Source organism: Catellatospora sichuanensis (assembly GCF_007483665.1).
In the GTDB taxonomy this organism is placed as follows: domain Bacteria; phylum Actinomycetota; class Actinomycetes; order Mycobacteriales; family Micromonosporaceae; genus Catellatospora; species Catellatospora sichuanensis.
Genome location: NZ_VIQO01000023.1, coordinates 169808 through 189135, shown reverse-complemented (window position 1 = coordinate 189135; position 19328 = coordinate 169808). Strand labels below are relative to the sequence as shown.

The 19328-nt window shown below is 70.7% G+C and carries 14 protein-coding genes; 8 read left to right on the top strand and 6 right to left on the bottom strand.

What is annotated here, in order from left to right; all coding sequences use genetic code 11:
• Nucleotide 1: 1 nt before the first annotated feature.
• Entirely contained in the window at nucleotides 2–1201 is a 1200-nt protein-coding gene (locus FLL47_RS29000; protein ID WP_144124372.1) for a sensor histidine kinase, read from the bottom strand.
• 217 nt (nucleotides 1202–1418) lie between these two features.
• Here FLL47_RS29000 and FLL47_RS43160 point away from each other — a divergent pair, with 217 nt between their 5' ends.
• Nucleotides 1419–1559: a hypothetical protein gene (locus tag FLL47_RS43160; protein WP_186315966.1), complete on the top strand. Its 141-nt coding sequence runs from the start codon at nucleotides 1419–1421 to the stop codon at nucleotides 1557–1559.
• Here FLL47_RS43160 and FLL47_RS28995 read toward each other — a convergent pair.
• The gene (locus FLL47_RS28995; RefSeq protein ID WP_144124368.1) at nucleotides 1539–2393 is read right to left on the bottom strand and encodes a helix-turn-helix domain-containing protein; all 855 of its coding nucleotides are present in this window, start codon (nucleotides 2391–2393) and stop codon (nucleotides 1539–1541) included. The genes FLL47_RS43160 and FLL47_RS28995 overlap by 21 nt on opposite strands.
• 135 nt (nucleotides 2394–2528) lie before the next feature.
• Between FLL47_RS28995 and FLL47_RS28990 the strand changes: the two genes are divergently transcribed.
• Nucleotides 2529–3620, top strand: coding sequence for an NAD(P)/FAD-dependent oxidoreductase (locus FLL47_RS28990; protein ID WP_144124365.1), 1092 nt, complete (start codon nucleotides 2529–2531; stop codon nucleotides 3618–3620).
• 22 nt (nucleotides 3621–3642) lie between these two features.
• Here the strand turns inward: FLL47_RS28990 and FLL47_RS28985 are convergent, their stop codons facing one another.
• The 4 genes from FLL47_RS28985 to FLL47_RS28970 form a co-directional block, all read right to left on the bottom strand.
• Nucleotides 3643–4359: a response regulator gene (locus tag FLL47_RS28985; protein ID WP_144124362.1), complete on the bottom strand. Its 717-nt coding sequence runs from the start codon at nucleotides 4357–4359 to the stop codon at nucleotides 3643–3645.
• Complete coding sequence (locus tag FLL47_RS28980) at nucleotides 4359–5579, bottom strand: sensor histidine kinase (RefSeq protein WP_222106251.1); 1221 nt, start codon at nucleotides 5577–5579, stop codon at nucleotides 4359–4361. The genes FLL47_RS28985 and FLL47_RS28980 overlap by 1 nt, the downstream gene beginning before the upstream one ends.
• Before the next feature lie 4 nt (nucleotides 5580–5583).
• Nucleotides 5584–7782, bottom strand: coding sequence for an MMPL family transporter (locus FLL47_RS28975; protein WP_222106250.1), 2199 nt, complete (start codon nucleotides 7780–7782; stop codon nucleotides 5584–5586).
• A gap of 229 nt (nucleotides 7783–8011) precedes the next feature.
• A complete protein-coding gene (locus tag FLL47_RS28970) occupies nucleotides 8012–9328 on the bottom strand; it encodes a Gfo/Idh/MocA family protein (RefSeq protein ID WP_144124359.1) in 1317 nt (438 codons plus the stop codon).
• 83 nt (nucleotides 9329–9411) lie between these two features.
• On the opposite strand from FLL47_RS28970, the gene FLL47_RS28965 reads away from it, so the two are divergent.
• From FLL47_RS28965 to FLL47_RS28940, 6 genes are all read left to right on the top strand, one after another.
• Nucleotides 9412–10578 (top strand): ROK family protein, encoded by a 1167-nt coding sequence (locus tag FLL47_RS28965; RefSeq protein WP_144124356.1) that lies wholly within the window; start codon nucleotides 9412–9414, stop codon nucleotides 10576–10578.
• Between the two features lie 181 nt (nucleotides 10579–10759).
• Nucleotides 10760–12022, top strand: coding sequence for an ABC transporter substrate-binding protein (locus tag FLL47_RS28960; protein WP_144124353.1), 1263 nt, complete (start codon nucleotides 10760–10762; stop codon nucleotides 12020–12022).
• A 9-nt stretch (nucleotides 12023–12031) separates the two neighbouring features.
• A complete protein-coding gene (locus FLL47_RS28955; protein ID WP_144124350.1) occupies nucleotides 12032–13009 on the top strand; it encodes a carbohydrate ABC transporter permease in 978 nt (325 codons plus the stop codon).
• Nucleotides 13002–13820 (top strand): carbohydrate ABC transporter permease, encoded by an 819-nt coding sequence (locus FLL47_RS28950; protein WP_144124347.1) that lies wholly within the window; start codon nucleotides 13002–13004, stop codon nucleotides 13818–13820. The genes FLL47_RS28955 and FLL47_RS28950 overlap by 8 nt, the downstream gene beginning before the upstream one ends.
• A 28-nt stretch (nucleotides 13821–13848) precedes the next feature.
• On the top strand, nucleotides 13849–15699 hold the full coding sequence (locus FLL47_RS28945; protein WP_144124344.1) for a spherulation-specific family 4 protein: 1851 nt from the start codon (nucleotides 13849–13851) through the stop codon (nucleotides 15697–15699).
• A 25-nt stretch (nucleotides 15700–15724) separates the two neighbouring features.
• Complete coding sequence (locus tag FLL47_RS28940) at nucleotides 15725–19318, top strand: fibronectin type III domain-containing protein (protein ID WP_144124341.1); 3594 nt, start codon at nucleotides 15725–15727, stop codon at nucleotides 19316–19318.
• Nucleotides 19319–19328 lie beyond the last annotated feature (10 nt).

The following is a 19328-nucleotide window of genomic DNA, read 5'->3' as shown; positions in this document are numbered from 1 at the left end:
ATCAGGCATGAGTCTCCCTCGCCACCGGTAGGACGGCACGCACCTCGAACCCTCCGGTCGGCAGTCGGCCAGCCGAGAAGATCCCGCCGAGCTCCACCGTCCGCATCCGCATGCCCACGATGCCATGCCCGCCGACGTCGTCCGCCGCGTCGGCAGGACCTGCGCCATCGTCGCGTACCACCACTGTCAGGTCCCGATCGCCGTAGTCGATCTCCACCCACACCGCGTCCGCGCGGGCGTGTCTGCGCACGTTGGTCAACGATTCCTGCACGATTCGGTAGGCCGCCACCTCCACCTCCACCGGCAGTTGCCGGACCGCGGCACTGACGGTGAACTCGACGGGCAGGTTCCCGTCGCGCGTGGTGGCGACGAGCTTGCCGACGTGGGCAAGGCGCCCGGGGAACGCCGCAGTGCCCGGATCCTCACCCCGCAGGATCGCCAGCAACACCTGTACCTCCGCCAAGCCCTCGTCACTGACCCGTTTGATGGCGGTCAGCGCTTCGGCAGCCTGATGCGGGCGTCGATTCATCACGTGGACCGCCACACCCGCCTGCACGCTCACCGCCGCCATCGTGTGCCCGAACACGTCGTGCAGCTCGCGGGCAATCTCCAGGCGTTCCTCGGCGGCCAGTCGCAGAGCCTGCTCGGCGCGGGTCTCAGCGAGCCGCTCCGCCTGCTCCTGCGCCTGCTTGACGTACGCGTGGTGGTAGTGGACGGCCGCGCCCAGCGCCACCGTCGCCGCCACCAGGGTGGCCGCGTTGATCGTGCGGTCGTCGTACCAGGACGCCTGGAAGAAGCTCCTGATGGCGACCATGGTCGCCGCGATCGAAATCAGCCCGCCGACGATGCCGAGCCGCCAACCCCGGCAGGACGCGACCGTGTAGGTGGCGATCAACGGGGCGATGGTGATCAGCCGCCCGTCGTAGCCGATCAGGAACCAGGTGACCGTGATCGCGTTCGCGGCCAGCAGGGCGAACAGCGGCACCATGCGGCGTGCCACGACAGCCACCGTCGCGGCGACCGCCAGGCCGGCCGCTGCCGCGTCGATCGGGTGCCGGTCGACGCCCGACGGACCGACACCACTGAACACCATGATGATCACACCCATGGCGATGCCGAGCGAGATGTCCCAGCCGGCCTCCGAGATCCATCGCGGAACCCTGAAGCTGACCACAGCGACCTCCGAATCAGTTCGCCTCATGACCAGAACATGCCCTACTACGCTGCCTGCGGCTACCTGCTGCGGGTTGATGTGCGCGTGGGACATACGGCCACGGGATGACAGGTACCTGCGATCCGCTGATCGTCGCGACAGCGCGCTGGAGTCCATCCGGGGATGCCGGTGACGGGGCGACGCCAGAGCGCAGACGACTCCGAGCCGCCTGGTCGCGAGCGCGGCCTGCGAGCAGGTCAGTTACGTGAACCCGGTGCCCGTCGCCGTCGCCGTGCTGCCGGTCGGTGGCGAGCTGCTCGGCGTGCGGCGCACCATCCCGCCCGGGGCGGGGCCTGAGTCGCCCGCCTCCTGCAGCCGCGCGGTGTCATCCGACCACCAGGCGTAGCGGCTGCGCTCGGTGGCTGTTCAGGCGGTCGAGCGCGGCGGATGTCGGCTCGTCGGCGGGCAGGTGCACGATCAGGCGCTGGTCGTCGTCGGCGGACAGGTCAAGCGTCTCGTACGCGAGCCGCAGCGTGCCCGCCTCGGGGTGGGCCAGCCGGAGGATGCCGCTGGACTTCGCCAGCGCGGCAACGGTGTCGACCCGCCGGGTGAAGGCGTCGCCTGCGGTGACGGTCAGCTCGTCGGCCAGCGCGGCCAGGTGCGGGTCCGCCCGGAACGGGCCCTGCTTGAGCGCGGCGACCTGCTCGTCGGCGACGTGGTCCCAGTCGGGGTAGGCGCCGCGGGCCCGACCGTCGGTGAACACGAACCGGGCGAGGTTGGGCGTCGCCGCGTCCAGCAGGCCCGTCGGTCCCGCCAGCCGGGCGAAGCCCGCGGTGTGGGCGAGTACGTCGCTGAGCCGGTTGAGCAGCACCGCCGGGGTGGGCTCGAGGCGGTCGAGCAGGGCCTGCACGGTGGGGCGCACGGTGTGCGCCGGGGTGGCGTCGCCCCGGCAGTTGTAGCCGGGGTCGGCGGCCTTGGTGAGGCGGTGCAGGTGCACGCGTTCGCCGGCGGTCAGCCGCAGCGCGTCGGCGAGCGCGGAGAGCACCTGCGGCGACGGCCGACGGTCCCGTCCCTGTTCAAGCCGGGTCACATACTCCACGCTGACGCCCGCGAGGGCCGCCACCTCCGAGCGGCGCAACCCCGCGGCCCGGCGGCGGGGGCCCGCGGGCAGCCCGACCGCGGCCGGCGTGACCGCTTCACGGTGCACCCGCAGGAACAGTCCGAGCTCGTTGTCGCTCACCGTCCGAACCTAACAGCGCCGGCGCCCGGGAGCGTGTCCCTGCTGCTACCACCCTCAGCCCGGCCTCCCTGACGGCGTTCTCCTCGGCCAGGGTCATGGCAGGAAGTCAACTTCGGTCTGCGGGAGCGTGAAGTCATGAGTCGTACGGTGGCGGTCATCGGCGGAGGTTACGGGGGTTCGGCGGTCGCCAAGGCGCTGGACTCGGAGGCTGACGTCGTGCTCATCGATCCCCGGGACGCGTTCGTCAACGCGGCGGCGTCGCTGCGGGCACTGGTCCGGCCCGACTGGGCGGGCAACATGTTCTTCCCGTTCGACACGCTGCTCACCCGGGGCAGGGTGATCCGGGACCGGGCGGTCTCGGTGGACCCCGGCGGCGTCACCCTGGCCTCGGGCGGTCGGATCGAGGCGGACCATCTGGTCCTGGCCACCGGCTCCGACTACGCCTACCCGGCCAAGCCCGACGCCGACTCCACCGGCGAGGCGCTCGACGACCTCCGGCGTACCCACAAGGAACTGCTGAACGCCGAGCGGGTGCTGATCGTGGGCGCCGGGCCGGTCGGCTTGGAGCTGGCCGGGGAGATCCGGGAGGTCTGGCCGGACAAGCGGCTGACCCTCGTCGACCCGGCCGGGCAGCTGCTGCCGGGCTTCGCGCCGGAGCTGCGCCAGGACCTGCACCGCCAGCTCGAGGAGTCCGGCATCCGGCTGCGGTTGGGCACCGGCCTGACCGCGCCGCCGCCGACCGGGCCGGGCCGGGCCGCAACCTTCACCGTCACCACCACCGACGGTGGTGAGATCACCGCCGACATCTGGTTCCGCGCCCACGGCGTGCGCGTCAACACCGACTATCTCGCCGACGGCCGGCTCACGACCCGTTCCGCGCAGGGACAGGTCCGCGTCACCGAGACCCTCAACGTCCACGGGCACGAGCACGTCTACGCGATCGGCGACATCACCGATCTCGCGGAGGCCAAGATGGCCGCGTACGCGTTGCAGCATGCCGAGGTCGTGGCGCAGAACATCATGGCGCGGCTGCGTGGCGGGCAACCCACGGCGAGCTACCGGCCCGCACCCGATCCGATGATCCTGCTCCCGCTCGGCACGCGAGGCGGTGTCGGCCAGATGGCCACACCCGACGGTCCCGCCGCGGTCCCGGCCACGGCGGTCGCCGAGTACAAGGGTGCCGACCTGTTCACCGGCCGCTTCGCCGAACTGTTCGGCACCGCCTGAACCCGGCCCGGTGGGCGCCCCGTCATCTGTTCGGCGCGGTGAGGCCGTTCTCGTAGGCGAAGACGACGGCTTGGGTGCGGTCGCGTAGACCGAGCTTGGCCAGCATGTTCCCGACGTGGGTCTTCACGGTCTGTTCGGCGAGTACGAGTTCGGCCGCGATCTCGGCGTTGGACAGTCCTCGGGCGACCAGCCTCAGCACGTCGAGTTCGCGCGGGGTCAACGCCGCTGCGGCATCCGTTCGCGGCCGCTCGTGCCGCCGCCTGCGGGCGAAGTCACCGATCAACCGCCGCGTCACCGAGGGCGCCAGCAGTGCGTCGCCTGCGGCGACGAGCCGCACGCCGTTGATCAGCTCGGCGGCGGGTGCGTCCTTGAGCAGGAACCCGCTGGCGCCGCAGCCGAGTGCTTCGTAGACGTACTCGTCGAGGTCGAACGTGGTCAGCACGAGCACGCGTGGTCCGTCGCCGCCGCCGGAGAGGATTTCGGCGGTGGCGGCGAGCCCGTCCATCACCGGCATGCGGATGTCCATGACGACCACGTCGGGTCGCAGCGACGCGGCGAGGGAGACCGCCTCGCGGCCGTCACCAGCCTCGCCGACGACCTCGATGTCGTCCGCGGCGGACAGCAGGGAGACCAACCCGTCCCGGATCATCTCCTGGTCGTCGGCGATCAGCACGCGTATGGGCACAGTCAAGATCCTATTCCGGTCGGTGGGGCCGAGGCCGGTACGACGGCCCGGCATCAGTACGGGAGTTCGGCGATCACCGCGAATCCGCCGCCGGGCCGGGGTCCGGCGGTGAGCACGCCCTCGTGCATGGCGACTCGCTCGCGCATGCCCACCAGCCCGTGGCCGCCGCCGGGTTCGGGCCGGCCCCGGCGCGAGGCTGCCGCACCGCCGTCGACGACCGACACGTGAAGCCGATCCTCGCCGTACCGGATGTCCACCGCAACGCGTGCACCCGGCGCATGACGGGCCGCGTTGCTGAGCGCCTCCTGCACGATCCGGTAAGCCGCCAGATCGACACCGGCGGTCAGCGGGCGGGGCATTCCGGTCACCGCCGCGCGGGCGATGAGCCCGGCCTCACCCGCGCTCGCGATCAGGGCATCGAGCCGGTCAAGACCTGGCTGGGGGAGCAGTTCGGCCGCGTCGTCGTCCTGCCGGAGCAGCCCGACGACCCGTCGGGTCTCGGCGAGAGCCGACCGGGCCGCGTCGCGGACCACGCCGAACGTCTCCCGGGCCGCGGGCGACAGGTCAGGCATCTTGTACGGTGCCGCTTCCGCCTGGAGCGCGACCACCGACATGTGGTGGGCGACCACATCGTGCAGTTCCCGGGCGATCCGGCTGCGCTCCTCGAGCACCGCCTGGCGGGCGAGATCCAGGCGGCGCAGCTCGGCTTGCTCGGCAAGGCGGGCCTCGGCGACGGACCGGCCCGCCACCGCGTCGATGAAGACGAAGACCATCGCGATGATCGCCCAGAGGATCAGCGCGTACCACAACGGCATGCCGGTGAGGAACACCGCCGGGAGTACGACGCCCAGCGCGGTGAGCACGCAGGCGCCCGCCGCCGCCCGCCGTTCGCACGCGCCCACCACCTGGAACAACACGACGACCATGGCGATCCACGAGCTCACCGCCCAGGGCATCAGCACGTCGTCGCCGGTCCGGACGACGACGCCCGCCAACATGCCGATCGACATGATCCGCCACGCGAGCAGCGGCCGGTGGCCGGCGATCGCCAGCGGTGCCGCCTGGGCGACCCCGAGCAGCGCGATGAGGCTGGCCGGGGCTTGCACCTGCGCGGTCAGCTCGGCGATCGCGCCGAGCGTGAGACCGACCGCCAGCGACGCCCAGACGATCATGACGAGCACCTGCCGGCCCTGTCGCTCCGGCCACAGCCAGCGGCGGGCCGGAGCGACAGGCGCCCGCACGGCGGCCTCGGTCAGTGCAAGCCACCAGGTCATCCGTCTAGCTAACAGCCTGCGCGCCGGGCTGCGCCAACTCCGCCGGGCGGGCGGGCCACCAACTCGCCCTGCCGAGCAGCGTCAGTGCCGCGGGGAGGATCATGATCCGTACGATCACCGCGTCGAGCAGCACGGCCACGGCCAGGCCGAGACCGACCTGTTTCATCTCGATCCGGTTGATCAGCATGAAGCTGACGAAGACCGACACCATGACCACCGCGGCGCTGGTGACCACGCTCGCGGAACCGGTGATCCCCTCGAACACGGCCTGGCGCGTGGGCAGACCGCGTTTCACGCCTTCCCTGATCCGGCTGAGGACGAAGATCTGGTAGTCCATCGACAGGCCGAAGAGGATGGCGAACACCATCAGCGGTATCCGCGAGCCGATGAACCCGGTCGAGGTGAATCCGAGGATGTCCTCGGCCCAGGTGCCCTGGAAGACGATGACGAGCGCGCCCCACGCCGCAGCCGCCGAGAGCAGGTTGAGCAGCACCCCGAGCAGCCCGATCACGATGGAGCCGAAGGCGGCGGTCATCATGACGAACGTCGCCAGCAGGACGAAGCCGACCACCCACGGCAGCCGCGACGCCTGGTGGGCGGAGTAGTCCAAGCCACGGGCGGGCTCACCCGAGACGGCGTACGCCGCCCCCGCAATGCCGCCCACCGTGCTCGGGACGAGGTCGGTTCGCAGCCGTCGCAGGGACTGCTCGGCCTGCTCGGAACTGGCCGGGTGGGCGATCGCCAGGTCGAGCACGCCGATCCGGCCGTCGGTGGAGATCCTGGTGACCGCGGTGCCGGTGAACAGAGGATCCCGCTCGGCGGCGGCGGCGAGGCGGCGGAGCGCTGCGTCGATCTCGCCCGGTCCTGCCCCGTCGGCGCGTACGGCCACCATGTGCGCGACGCCTTCGGCAGGGAAAGCGGCGATCAGCCGGTCGTAGGCGTCGACGGCGGGAATCGACTTGGGGAAGGTCTCTCTGCCCTCGACGTTGAGCTTCATGCTCAGGGCGGGGATCGCCAAGGTGATCATCACCGCCGTGCCGGCGAGCAGCGTCGCGACCGGGTGGCGCATCGCGGGACGCAGCAGCGCCGGCCACCACCGCGCACGCCTGCCGGCTGTCATTTCGACACCGTCGGCAGGTGTGGACGGGCTGTGCGGCACGGCGCGGCGACCGTCCACGCGGTGGCCGAGTTTCGCGAGCAACGCCGGCAGCACGGTGAGCGAGCTGGCCATCGCCACGGCCACCACGATGATCGAACCGGTGGCGATGGAGGAGAAGATGACGTCGTGGGCGAGGTAGAGGCCGACCAGCGACACGATGACCGCGAAGCCCGACACCACGATGGCACGCCCCGAGGTGACCGCGGCAAGCTCGACCGCGGCGGCGTGACTGATCCGGCCACCGGCCCGTTCGCGTTCTTCCCGCGCGCGTTTGAGGTAGAACAGCGAATAGTCGACGCCGACCGCCATGCCCAGCATCAGGATGACGCTGACGACAGCCCCACCGGCGTCGGGGAAGACGTACGACGCGAGGCCGTAGAGGCCGACGGCGGCCGCGATCGAGGACAACGCCAGCAACACCGGCACACCGGCCGCCAGCAGGGTCCCGAAGACCATGAAAAGGATCAACAAGGTCACCGGCAGCGTGAACGCTTCGGCCCGCGCGAGATCGCTGCCGAGCTGATCGTTGACGCCCTTCGAGATCGATACCTCGCCTGTCTGCTTGATGGCGACGCCGCGGTGCGCCGCCTGCGCCGCGGCTGTCTGCTCGAGCAACGGCGTGATGTGTTGCTTGGCCTGGGCGACGTCGCCTGCCATCGTGACCGCGACCATGACGGCGGACCCGTCGGCGGAGCGCACCGGCTCGGCGACGGCGGCGACCTCGGGCAGCGCGGACATCCGCCGCGCCACATCCGCCGCGGCCCGGTCCGCCTCAGCCGCGTTCCACCCGCCATCGCCTGTCGCGGAGATGAGGATCTTCTCCACGGGCGGTCGCATCACGTCGCCCTGGGTGGCGATCGACTCGGCCCGCCCGGCCTCGCCGATCCAGAAGTCCCGGCCCGCGGCCTGGTTGGTACCCACCGACAGGCCCACGCCGAGGCAGACCGCCACGAACAGGGACCAGCCGACGATCGCGCGCCAAGGGTGGGTGGCACTCCACCGCGCCATCCTGACGGTGATGTCCTTCGAGTCGTTGATTCGCACGCCGTGACGTTAGGTGTCCGGCCGTCGAGCAGGCCTCACCCGTGAGACGGCGAATCCGGTCTGGCTCTCAGGTATCGCACCACTGCTTCGGCGCCGCACCGGCGCGGCTGGAGGGCCGGCTCGCGCTCCACCGGATCGCCGGACGGTTGAAGGGGCTGCGCCTGGTCGAGGACCCGCCCCCGTACCGGCCCAGCCCCTTGCTGCGCGGCCCGATCCACCTACCGATCGCCTACGACGAGGTCCTGCCCGCGCGCTGCGGCTCGTGGCCCGTTGCGGGCCGCTCGCCGATCCCCGCCAGCGTCAAGGTCGCACCGTCGGTGCGGGCCCGCTCGGCGGCCCAGACCACGCGGTGGCTGGCCAGGCTCGCGGCCGCGTCGGAGTGCAGCGCGGACGCGTCCCCGCAGGCCACGGCCTTGATGAAGGCGTCCATGATGGCGTCGTCGCCGCCGCCGTGGCCGTCACCCGCGGTACCGTCGGCCAGGGTGCCGGTGTCGATGGTGTGCTGCTCGCCGGTGCGGAAATCGGTGACGTGCAGCAGGCGGCCGTCGCCGTCGACGTAGCCGTGGGTGCCGAACAGCCGGGTGCGCCGGTGCTCCATGGGCGTGAACGCGGTCATGGTGAACGTGCAGGTGGCGCCGTCGGGGAACTCCATCGCGACGACCTGGTGGTCGACGACGTTGTTGTCGCTGCCGTAGACGCAGCGCCCGTACGGGCCGTCGCGCAGCGCGGCGTCGATGCCGGCGGGGGTGTGGTCGGTGGTGACCGCTGACAGCGGCCAGAACTCGCTGGCCGGGTCGCCCAGGCAGGAGCGGTAGAGGCGGGGCGCGGAGTAGGGGCAGCTCGGTTCGAGGGGGCAGTCCAGGCACCGGTCGGCGGCCTCGGCCGGTCGCTGCTCGGGCCGGAAGTGTGCGAGCCCGCCGAACGAGCTGACCCGGCTGGGCGCTGCGCCGATCAGGTAGAGCAGCCAGTCGATGTCATGGCAGGACTTGGTGAGCAGCAGCGGAGCCGAGGTCTCGGAGTTGTTCCAGTGGCCGCGTACGAACGAGTGCGCGAAGTGCCACCAGCCGATCGGCTCCAGGTGCTGGACGTTGACCAGCTTGCCGATCGTGCCGCTGTCGAGCAGCCCTTTCAGCGCCCGGGTGTAGGGCGTGTAACGCAGCACGTGGCAGACGGCGAGCATGACCCCCGCCGCGTCGACGGCGGCGGCGATGCGCAGCGCGTCGGGCTCAGTGGTGGCCATCGGCTTTTCCAGGAGTATGTGATAACCCAGCCCGGCGAAGGCCACGGCCGCGTCGGCGTGCATGCGGTCCTGGGTGGCGATCACCGCGGCGTCGCCGAGCCGCCCGGCGGCGGCGAGCTCGGCCCAGTCGGTGAACACCTGGCCGGCCGGCACGCCGAACTCGGCGGCGAAGGCCGCGCGGCGGGCGGGGTCCGGTTCGGCGACGGCCACCACCCGGGCCGCCCCCGTGGCGGCCGCGCGGCGGGCGTATCCGATGCCGCGCAGTCCGGCACCTGCCAGGACCAGCCGCACCCCGTCTACAGTCATCTCAGCCATCCCGTGGAGGAGTTACTTTTGAAGGTCTCCATAATTAGTAACATGGCAGCGCGGTGTGCAAAAGGGGGTCGGTGGTGACCGAACAGCTCGCAGGTGGGGATCTCTCGCGGTTGCGGCAGCTCAACGCGCTGGCGGTGGTGCACGTGCTGCGCGGCCGACCGGCGCTGACGCTGACCGAGCTGTCGCGCGACACCGGGCTGTCCCGGCCCTCCACCGAGGACGTGGTGCTGCAGCTGCAGAGCCAGGGCTGGCTGGAGGAGGTGCAGCCGGCGCCCGGGGTGATGGGCCGCCCGGCCCGCCGCTACCGGTTCCGCTCCGACGCCGGCTGGGTGCTCGGCGTGGACATCGGCGGACATACCATCCGGGTGCTGGCCGCCGACCTGGACGGCGAGGTCCGGCATACGGTGCGCACGCCGGTGGCGATCACCGCGGGCCGGGCCGAGCGCCTCGGGGCGGTCGACGCGGCGGTCGCCGAATGCCTGGCCGCGGCCGGGCTGACCGGGGCCGACATCTGGGCGGCCACGGTCGGCACCAGTGGCCTGGTCGACGCGGCGGGCCGGGTCGTGCTGTCGGTGGCGTTCCCGGAGTGGACCGGCGTGCACCTGGCCCAGCACGTGGGGCGCCTGGTCGGCGGCACCGTGCTGGTGGAGAACGACAGCAGGCTCGCCGCGCTGGCCGAGACCTGGCGGGGCGTGGCCCGGTATGCCCAGCACGTGGTCTACCTGCTGGCGGGCCTGCGCACGGGCACCGGCCTGATCATCGACGGCCGGCTGCACCGCGGCTTCGCCCAGGCCGCGGGCGAGATCGGGGCGCTGCCCGAGCTGGGCTGGATCCGCGCCCAGGAGCACCTGCGCACGTGGACCGGCGCGCCCGCCGGCACCGACCCCGACGACCTGGCCGGCTACGTCTTCGCCAGCGCCCGCGAGGGCGACCGCAAGGCGGTGGCCGTGGTGCGCCGCTACGCGAAAGAGCTGGCGCTGGGCGCGTCTGCGCTGGTCCTGGCGCTGGACCCGCAGCTGGTGGTGCTCGGCGGCGGCTTCTCCCGCTCCGCCGACGTGCTGCTCGACCCGCTGCGCCGGGAGATCGAGAAGCGCTGCGTACGCATTCCGGAGATCGTCACCTCCACGCTCGGCGACGAGGCGGTTGCGCTCGGCGCGGTGAAACTATCGCTGGACCATCTGCAGGAGCATCTGTTCGACGTGCGCACCGGCGTGGCAGCACCCGTCCGACCTGCACGTTGAGACATCGGCATGCCGCAGCCCGCGAGCAGGTCTTGACAAACTTATTCAGGACTCCATTAATACTGGGCTAGCACATGTGACACGGGTCGCGGCGGCGGCGGGTGACGCCACGTCACCGTCCGCCGCACCGCGACCCCGGTGAATCCCCGATGATGTCGGTCTTGCGAGAAGGGTTCTTCAGATGTGGAAAGCAGTGCGGGTAGGCGCGGCCGCGGTTCTGGCCGCCGCCCTCGCCGTGTCCGCCGCGGGTTGCGGGGGCGAAGAGCCTGCCGCCAGTGACGAAAAGGTCACCCTGTCCTACGCGGTGTGGGACAAGAACCAGGTCCCGGTGATGGAGGAGCTTGCCGCCGCCTTCACCAAGGACCACCCCAACATCACGATCAACGTCCAGCTCACGCCGTGGGCCGACTACTGGACCAAGCTGCGGGCCGCCGTCACCGGCGGCGCGGCGCCGGACGTGTTCTGGATGAACGGCCCCAACATCCAGCTGTACGCCGACAACGGCGTGATCATGCCGCTGTCGGACAAGGTCGACCAGGCCAAGCTCGACCTGACCGTCTACCCGAAGGCGCTGGTCGACCTCTACACCTTCGAAGGCAAGGTCTACGGGCTGCCGAAGGACATGGACACCGTCGGCGTCTGGTACAACAAGGAACTCTTCGACGCCGCCGGGGTGAAGTACCCCGCCGACGGCTGGACCTGGGCCGACTTCAAGACCGCCGCGGCGAAGCTGAGCAACCCGGCCAAGGGCGTGTACGCCGTCGGCGCCAACCTCGCCGGCCAGGAGTACTACTACAACACCATCTACCAGGCCGGCGGCAACGTGATCTCCGCCGACGGCAAGAAGTCCGGCTACGACGACCCGGCCACCATCGAGGGCCTGCGCTTCTGGACCGACCTCATCAAGAACAAGCAGTCGCCGGACCTCAAGACGATGACCGACACTGTTCCGCTCCAGCTGTTCGAGTCGGGCAAGCTCGCCATGTACTGGGGCGGCTCCTGGAACGTCTCGGAGTTCTCGAAGAACGAGTACACCAAGACCCGCGTCGACGCGGCCCCGCTGCCGACCGGCGTCAAGCAGGCCACCATCATCCACGGCCTGGCCAACGTGGTGTCCGCGAAGACGAAGAGCCCGGCGCAGGCGTGGGAGTTCGTGAAGTTCCTCGGCTCCAAGCCCGCCGCCGAGATCCTCGGCAAGAAGGGCCCCATCCCGGCGTACACCGGCACGCAGGACGCCTGGCTGGCCGCCAACGCACAGTTCAAGGGCAAGATCTTCCTCGACGCCGTGAGCTACGCGGTGCCGTACCCGGTGTCGCGCAACACCGCCGCCTGGAACGACGAGGAGTTCAAGCAGCTGACCAAGGCCTACACCGGTGAGGTCGACGTCGAGGCAGCCGCCAAGGAACTCGCCGCGCAGATGAACGCCCTGCTGGCGAAGGAGTAGGACCGCATCATGACCGCTACCGTGACGGGCACCGCGGACGACGTCCGCACCGCGGTGCCCGCCCCGGTGCCCGCCCGGCGGCGACGCCAGTGGCGCCACCGGGGAGCCGAAGCCGGATGGGCATACCTGCTCATCGCACCGACCGGGCTGGGCCTGGCCGTGTTCTACCTGTGGCCGGTGCTGCAGACCGGGTACTTCTCCTTCACGGAGTGGGGCCCGTTCGGCGGGCACGAGTGGATCGGCCTGGACAACTACCGCACTCTCCTCGCCGACGAGGAGGTGCTGCAGGCGCTGGGCAACACCCTGCTGTTCGCGCTGCTCGGCCTGCTCGGCATCCCGGTGGCGATCGTGTTCGCGGCACTGCTAAACCGGCCCCGGCTGCGCGGAGTCTCGGTGTACCGGGCACTGTTCTTCCTGCCCGTGGTGACCATGCCGGTCGCCGTCGCGATGGTGTGGCGCTGGCTCTACAACGGTGACTTCGGCCTGGTCAACTACGTACTGTCGCTGATCGGGGTGGAGGGCCCGCACTGGATCGCCGACCCGGCGACCGCGCTCTACGCGCTGGTGGCCGTCTGCATCTGGGCGAGCCTCGGCTACAACATCGTGGTGTTCCTGGCCGGCCTGCAGGCGATCCCGCGTGAGTACTACGAAGCGGCCGAGATCGACGGAGCCGGCCCGGTGGCGCAGTTCCGCCGGGTCACTCTGCCGCTGCTGTCACCGTCGCTCTTCTTCGTCTCGGTGCTTTCGGTGATCGGCTCCCTGCAGCTGTTCGACCTGGTCTACGTGATGGCCGGCAGCGGCCAGGCGGCCCGCGCCAACCCCGCCATGCCGCGCATCCAGACCGTGGTGGGGCTGTTCTACGACAAGGCGTTCTACACCAACGACCGGGGCTACGCCGCGGCGATCGTGATGGCGCTGCTCGTGCTCATCGTGGTCTTCACCGCGATCCAGTTCCGACTCCAGAAGCGGTGGGTGCACTATGGCTGACCGGCGCCGCATGACCGGCACCCACCTCACCCTGCTCCTCGGGGCGACGGTGATGGTGATCCCGTTCGTCTGGCAGTTGCTCACCTCCCTGAAGACGCTGACCAGCGCCACCAGGGTGCCGCCGACCCTCGCGCCGGACTGGCGCTGGTCCAACTACACCGCGGTGTTCGAACTGCTGCCCTTCGGCGACCAGTTCCTCAACACCGCGCTGATCGCCGCCGCGCGCACCGCCGGGCAGCTGCTGTTCTGCTCCATGGCGGCGTACGCGTTCGCGCGGTTGCGCTTCCCCGGCCGCGGCCTGATCTTCGGGCTGTTCCTGTCCGTGCTGATGGTGCCGCCGCCGCTGTTCGTCATCCCGCAGTACGAGATCATGGCCGACCTGGGCTGGCTGAACACCCTCGCCGCGGTGATCGTGCCCGGCCTGTTCTCCGCGTTCGGCGTCTTCCTGCTGCGCCAGTTCTTCCTCGGCCTGCCCAAGGAGCTCGACGAGGCGGCCCGCCTCGACGGGGCCGGCCCGCTGCGCATCTACTGGTCGGTCATGCTGCCGCTGGCCAAGCCGGGCCTGCTGGCGCTGGGCATCCTGACCGTGCTGGCGTCCTGGAACGACCTGTTCTGGCCCCTGATCGTCAACACCGACCCGGAGAAGATGACCCTGTCGGCGGGCCTGGCCTCGCTGCAGGGCCAGTTCCAGACCGACTACCCGGTGCTCATGGCCGGTTCCCTGCTCGCCTCGCTGCCCGTCATCGTGCTGTTCACCGTGATGCAGCGCCACTTCATCCAAGGCATCGCCTTCAGCGGCAACAAGGGCTGACCCCATACCCCAGATCGGAGACACGACCATGCTGCAACGGCATGGCCGCGGACGCCTGCACCCTCGGGCGGCGGCTCTATCAGCACTGATCATCGCACTGCTCACCGTCCTCACCCCGGCGGCACCCGGCCAAGCCGCCGCCCCGGACGGGATCGCGCAGCAGCTTGCGGTGCCCGCATACTTCTACCCGGGCGGCGACGGCGCCGCCCTCTGGCAGCGCATGAACACCCCGGGCGTCGGGATCGCAGTCGCGAACCCGTTCTCCGGCCCCGGCAAGACCCGCGACCCGAACTACGCCGCCGCCATCGCCGCCGCCAAGGCCGCGGGGGTACGCGTGCTCGGCTACGTCGCCACCGGCTACCTCGGCAGCACCGGCCGCGCGACCAGGCTCAACGAGACCACCCCGGCCGCCTGGGCGGCGCAGGTCCAGCAGGACACGGCCACCTGGTACCGCCTCTACGGCGCGGACGGGCTCGCCGGGATCTTCTTCGACGAGGTGCAGAACGTCTGCGGCCCGCAGGACACCTACGTCGACACCTACCGGATGCTCGACCGGCACACCAAGAAGGCCGACCCCGGCGCGTTCACGGTGATCAACCCCGGGATCGACACCGAGCCCTGCTACGCTGACGCCGCCGACGTGATCCTCACGTTCGAGGGCACCTACGAGACGTACCTCGGCTGGCAGCCGCCGACCTGGCACCGGGCGCTCGACCCGCGCAAGCTGTGGCACCTGGTGCACGCCACCGACACCGCCACTCAGCTCGCGAACACGGTCGCCCTCAGCAAGCAGCGCAACGCCGGCTACCTGTACGTCACCCCGGACGTGCTGGCCAACCCCTGGGACTCGCTGCCGCCGCAGGACTACTGGACACAGCAGCTCGCGACCGCGTCGGACGGCGGCTCGGACAGCGCCGAGCCGAGGGTGTTCGGCACGCCGTTCCCGGTCCGGTCCGGCCCGACCGAGGCCGTCGTCGCATGGCTGCCCGCCGCCGACCCGCACGGCCGGGTCACCGGCTACGACGTGCACGTCGACGGGGTGCGGGTGACCGGATCGGTGAGTGCGCTGCCGGTGGCGACGCTGTCCGGCCTCGACCCGGGCCGGACGTACCGGATCACGGTCAGCGCGCACGACGCGGCGGGCAACGTCTCCGCGCCCGGCCGGGCGCTGACCCTGGCCACGCCGCCCGGTGACGGGCAGCGGCCCGCTGCCCCGGCCGGGCTGCACGCGGCGGAGACCAAGGTCGCCAGCGTGCGGCTGGCCTGGACCGCGTCGGCCGAGCCGGACCTCGCGGGCTATGAGGTGGAGGTCGACGGGCAGCCGCTGCTGTCGCTGCCGTCGTGGCTGGTCACGCAGGGGGACACGGTCACCGTGCCGGTCAGCGGGCTGGAGCCGGGCACGGCGTACAGCTTCGCCGTGTACGCCCGCGATCGCAGCGGGAACCGCTCGGCCGCCACCGGGCCGCTCACCGTGAGCACGACGGCGCCCTCGGGTGACCCGATCACCGACGCGTCCGGAGCGGTCGGCGCCGCCGACGTCACCTACCAGGCGCAGTACAACCTGCCGTTCGACTTCCACCACCTGTTCATCGACGTCGACAACGACGTGAGCACCGGGTTCGCCACCGCGGGCATCGGTGCGGACCTGCTCATCGAGAACGCCTGGTTCTACCGCCACACCGGCACCGGCTGGAGCTGGGCGCCGGTCGACGGGCCGAGCCCGCTGGTGTCCAGCGACGACGACCGCTACGTCTGGCGCGTGCCCACGGCCGTGCTGCAGGACGTGCTCGGCGGCCTGCCGCCCGGCCCGCACCGGGTGGTGTTCCACGGCTCCGGCAGCTCGCCGGAGATCTACACCGCAGTGATCACCGTCAGCTGATCCGTTTTCTCAGAGGCGAGGTGCCATGAACGACAGAGCTCATCCGCACCGCACCACTTCAACCGCACGCCGCGTCCGGGCCAGGCTGCTTGCTGGAGCCCTGGCAGCCGTCACCGCGCTGACCGCCGGGATCGTCGCCGTCACGGCGGCCCCGGCGGCCGCGGCCGGCTTCGAGATCGGCCGGACCCCGTTCTACGGCAAGGTCCCCACGCTCGGCGCGAACAGCCGCACCGCGTTCTGGTACGGCGCACTCGACCAGGCGAAAGTCAACCAGCTCAAGGCGTACGACCTGGTCGTCCTCGAACCGACGCTGCGCGTGCTGAACGTGACCGCCGACCACTTCTACTTCGAGTCGGTCACCTCCGCGCAGGTCCAGGAGATCAAACGCGGCGTCGACGGGGTGCTCGGCAGCGCCGACGACGCGATCGTGCTCGGCTACCTGTCGGTCGGCGAGATGCTGCCGACGATCATCCCCGGCCACAGCGGGCACATGACCATCCAGAAGGGCATCGACCTGGGCCTTCTCCCGGCAGGCCACAGCGGCCCGTCCGGCCCGCTGCACGGCCCGAACCCGTGGAACTACAACGCGTCCGGCTCCTACCTCAACGTCGAGGGCGGCGCGACCCCGGACGGCACCTACGCCGACGGCTACGCGAACTACGCGGGCACCTCTATCGGCGCGAACTACTCGTCCTGGGGCAACCGCCTGACCTGGCGCAACAACGGCGTCATGCCGTGGTATCTCGACCAGCAGGGCACCTGGGTCAACGACAGCCGCTACCTGTACGGCGGCTACTGGAAGGACGGCGACGGCACCGTCGACGTCAACCCGACGTACGGCGGCGGTTACATCAACGGCGGCGACCCGGCCTGGCAGAAGTTCGTCACGTACCAGGTCGACAAGATCGTGCACGACGGCGACTACGACGGGGTCTTCCTCGACACCGTGGACACCCCCGACCCGGTCGGCGGCGCGGGACCGGGCATCTCCTGGGGGCCGCGCGGCAACTTCGGGTTCACCGCGGGCGGCATGGTCGACCTGGTGGAGAAGATCAAAGCGGTCGACCCGAGCAAGGTCGTCGCCTCCAACCGGGGCTACTGGTACTTCAACCCCGACGAGGGCACCTCGCAGTTCGCGGCCCGCTACCGGCACGCGATCAACATCTTCGTGACCGAGTCCTGGTACTACAACACGTACATCCCCGGCTTCTACGACACCAGCCCCGGCTTCGAGGCCAACTGGAACACCAACCCGGCCTCGCCGACCTATCGCAGCCGCGACAACTTCGGCGGCTTCTGGAAGGAGTACGTCGACGCCCAGGCCGACCAGGCCGACGGCTTCAACGTCGCCATCATCGACTTCCGGGTGCCCGCCGCGAGCACCCAGAAGTGGATGAACGAGGTCGTCAACAACTCGGGCTACCTCGGTTACGACGTCTCCGGCGCGAACCACTTCAACTCGGCGGTCTACGACGACGCCAAGAACTGGCTCGACGCCCAGGGGCTGGCCTCGCCCAGCCAGGCCGGGGCACATCCGACGAACCTCTACGGCGGTTTCGTGGCCGACGGGACCGTGGGGGAGTGGTCCGCGGAGACGCCGATCTTCAGCGATCCCGCGGGCGCCAACGCCAAGGGCATCACCAAGGTGTACGTGAAGTTCGTGGGCAACCGGTTCTTCATGATGGTCGAGGCGAAGCAGACCATCAGCCTCGCCCAGGAGATGATCTACTTCGACTACGACAAGGACGGGCCGACGGGCTGGCAGCCGTCCTGGCCCACCTCGCCCGACTCGCGCCTCTACCTGGAGAACCTGAACCAGGCATACCTGCTACCGCACGCCGGGGCGGGCCAGGGCGACGTGTTCAAGTTCAGCAGCCCCAGCGCGCCGACCAACCGCGGCTGGCCGGTGCGGGTGGTGCAGTCGGGCACCCGCGCCGAGTTCGAGTTCGACCGCGACTACGTCTTCCCGGCCTCGATGGCGGGCACCGAGGTGTGGACGTGGCTGCGGGTGGCCAACTTCGGCGGCTCGTCGGTCAAGTTCACCGTGCCGGGCGGCGGCACCCCACCGTCGGCGTCCCCGACGCCGTCCAGCTCGCCGCCCCCAGCGCAGCCACCGGTCATCTCGAACGTGCAGTACTCGAACGTCACCAGCACCGGCGCCACGGTCACCTGGACCACGAACGTCGCGTCGTCGTCGGTCGTCGAGTACGGCACCTCGACCGCCTACGGCTCGACGGCGACCGGTGCGAGCAACGTGACCAGCCATTCGGTGACGTTGTCGGGGCTGTCGCCGGGCACGGCATACCAGTTCCGGGTCCGGTCGGTCTCGGCCGGCGGCACTACGAACAGCCCCAACGGCACGTTCACCACGGCCTCGTCCGGCGGTTCCTATCCGGCGATCACGGTCGACGGGTCGGTCGGGGACTGGGGGAGCATCACCCCGGCGATGACCGGCAGCACCACCGTGCAGTCGGTGTCGGTGGCCAACAACGCCACCAACCTCTACCTGCTCGCTCGCGGCACGGGGCTCAACGTGTTCAGCCAGTTCTTCCTGAACACCGACAACAACCCCGCCACCGGGTACAACGCCACCGGCTGGAGCAACCCGTCCGGCGCGGACTACATGCTCGAGAACGGCAACCTGTACCGCCATGCCGGTGGCGGCTGGGCCTGGACGTCGCTGGGCGCGGTCACCTTCGTCCGCAACGACACCGCGGCCGAGGCGGCGATCCCGCTGTCCACGCTGGGGCTGAGCCCCGGCGCACAGCTGCGGGCGGGCTACCTGAAGAACAACTCCGCCACCGACCGGCTCCCGGCCGCGAGCGGCACGTTCCCGGTGGTGACCCTGCTCAACGGCTCCGGCGGCGGGGGCGGCGCACCGGTCGTCAGCAACGTCCAGTACGCCGATGTCACCAGCACCGGTGCGACGGTCACCTGGACCACGGACGTGGCGTCGTCGTCGGTGGTGGAGTACGGCACCTCCACCGCCTACGGCTCGACGGCGACCGGTGCGAGCAACGTGACCAGTCACTCGGTGACGTTGTCGGGGCTGTCGCCGGGCACGGCGTACCAGTTCCGGGTGCGTTCGGTCTCGGCCGGCGGCACCACGAACAGCCCCAACGGCACCTTCACCACGGCGTCGTCCGGCGGCGGCTATCCGGCCATCACCGTCGACGGCTCGGCCGGCGACTGGGCGAGCGTGACACCGGCGCTGTCCGGCGGCACCGGCGTGCAGTCGGTGTCGGTGACCAACAACGGCACGACGCTCTACCTGTGCGTCAAGGGCACCGGCCTGAACGTGCTCGGCCAGTTCTTCCTGAACACCGACAACAACTCCGGCACCGGCTACAACGCGGCCGGCTGGACCAACCCGTCCGGCGGTGACTACATGCTGGAGAACGCCAACCTGTACGACCACGGCGGCAGCGGCTGGTCCTGGACTCCGCTGGGCGCGGTGACGTTCGTCCGCAACGACACCGTCATCGAGGCGGCCGTGCCGCTGGCGAGCCTGGGCCTGAGCCCCGGCGCTCAGTTCCGCCTCGGCTACATCAAGAACAACACCACTGAGCGCCTGCCGATCGCGAGCGGCACGTTCCCCGTGGTGACCCTGCTGAACTGACGCCCGGCCG

What these genes read in the sequence shown, in the direction of transcription:
- FLL47_RS28950 (WP_144124347.1), top strand. Translation starts at nt 13,002, where the DNA reads ATGGCTGACCGGCGCCGCATGACCGGCACCCACCTCACCCTGCTCCTC.
- FLL47_RS28985 (WP_144124362.1), bottom strand. Translation starts at nt 4,359, where the DNA reads ATGCCGGGCCGTCGTACCGGCCTCGGCCCCACCGACCGGAATAGGATC.
- FLL47_RS28955 (WP_144124350.1), top strand. Translation starts at nt 12,032, where the DNA reads ATGACCGCTACCGTGACGGGCACCGCGGACGACGTCCGCACCGCGGTG.
- FLL47_RS28960 (WP_144124353.1), top strand. Translation starts at nt 10,760, where the DNA reads ATGTGGAAAGCAGTGCGGGTAGGCGCGGCCGCGGTTCTGGCCGCCGCC.
- FLL47_RS28945 (WP_144124344.1), top strand. Translation starts at nt 13,849, where the DNA reads ATGCTGCAACGGCATGGCCGCGGACGCCTGCACCCTCGGGCGGCGGCT.
- FLL47_RS28940 (WP_144124341.1), top strand. Translation starts at nt 15,725, where the DNA reads ATGAACGACAGAGCTCATCCGCACCGCACCACTTCAACCGCACGCCGC.
- FLL47_RS28970 (WP_144124359.1), bottom strand. Translation starts at nt 9,328, where the DNA reads ATGACTGTAGACGGGGTGCGGCTGGTCCTGGCAGGTGCCGGACTGCGC.
- FLL47_RS28990 (WP_144124365.1), top strand. Translation starts at nt 2,529, where the DNA reads ATGAGTCGTACGGTGGCGGTCATCGGCGGAGGTTACGGGGGTTCGGCG.
- FLL47_RS28980 (WP_222106251.1), bottom strand. Translation starts at nt 5,579, where the DNA reads ATGACCTGGTGGCTTGCACTGACCGAGGCCGCCGTGCGGGCGCCTGTC.
- FLL47_RS29000 (WP_144124372.1), bottom strand. Translation starts at nt 1,201, where the DNA reads ATGAGGCGAACTGATTCGGAGGTCGCTGTGGTCAGCTTCAGGGTTCCG.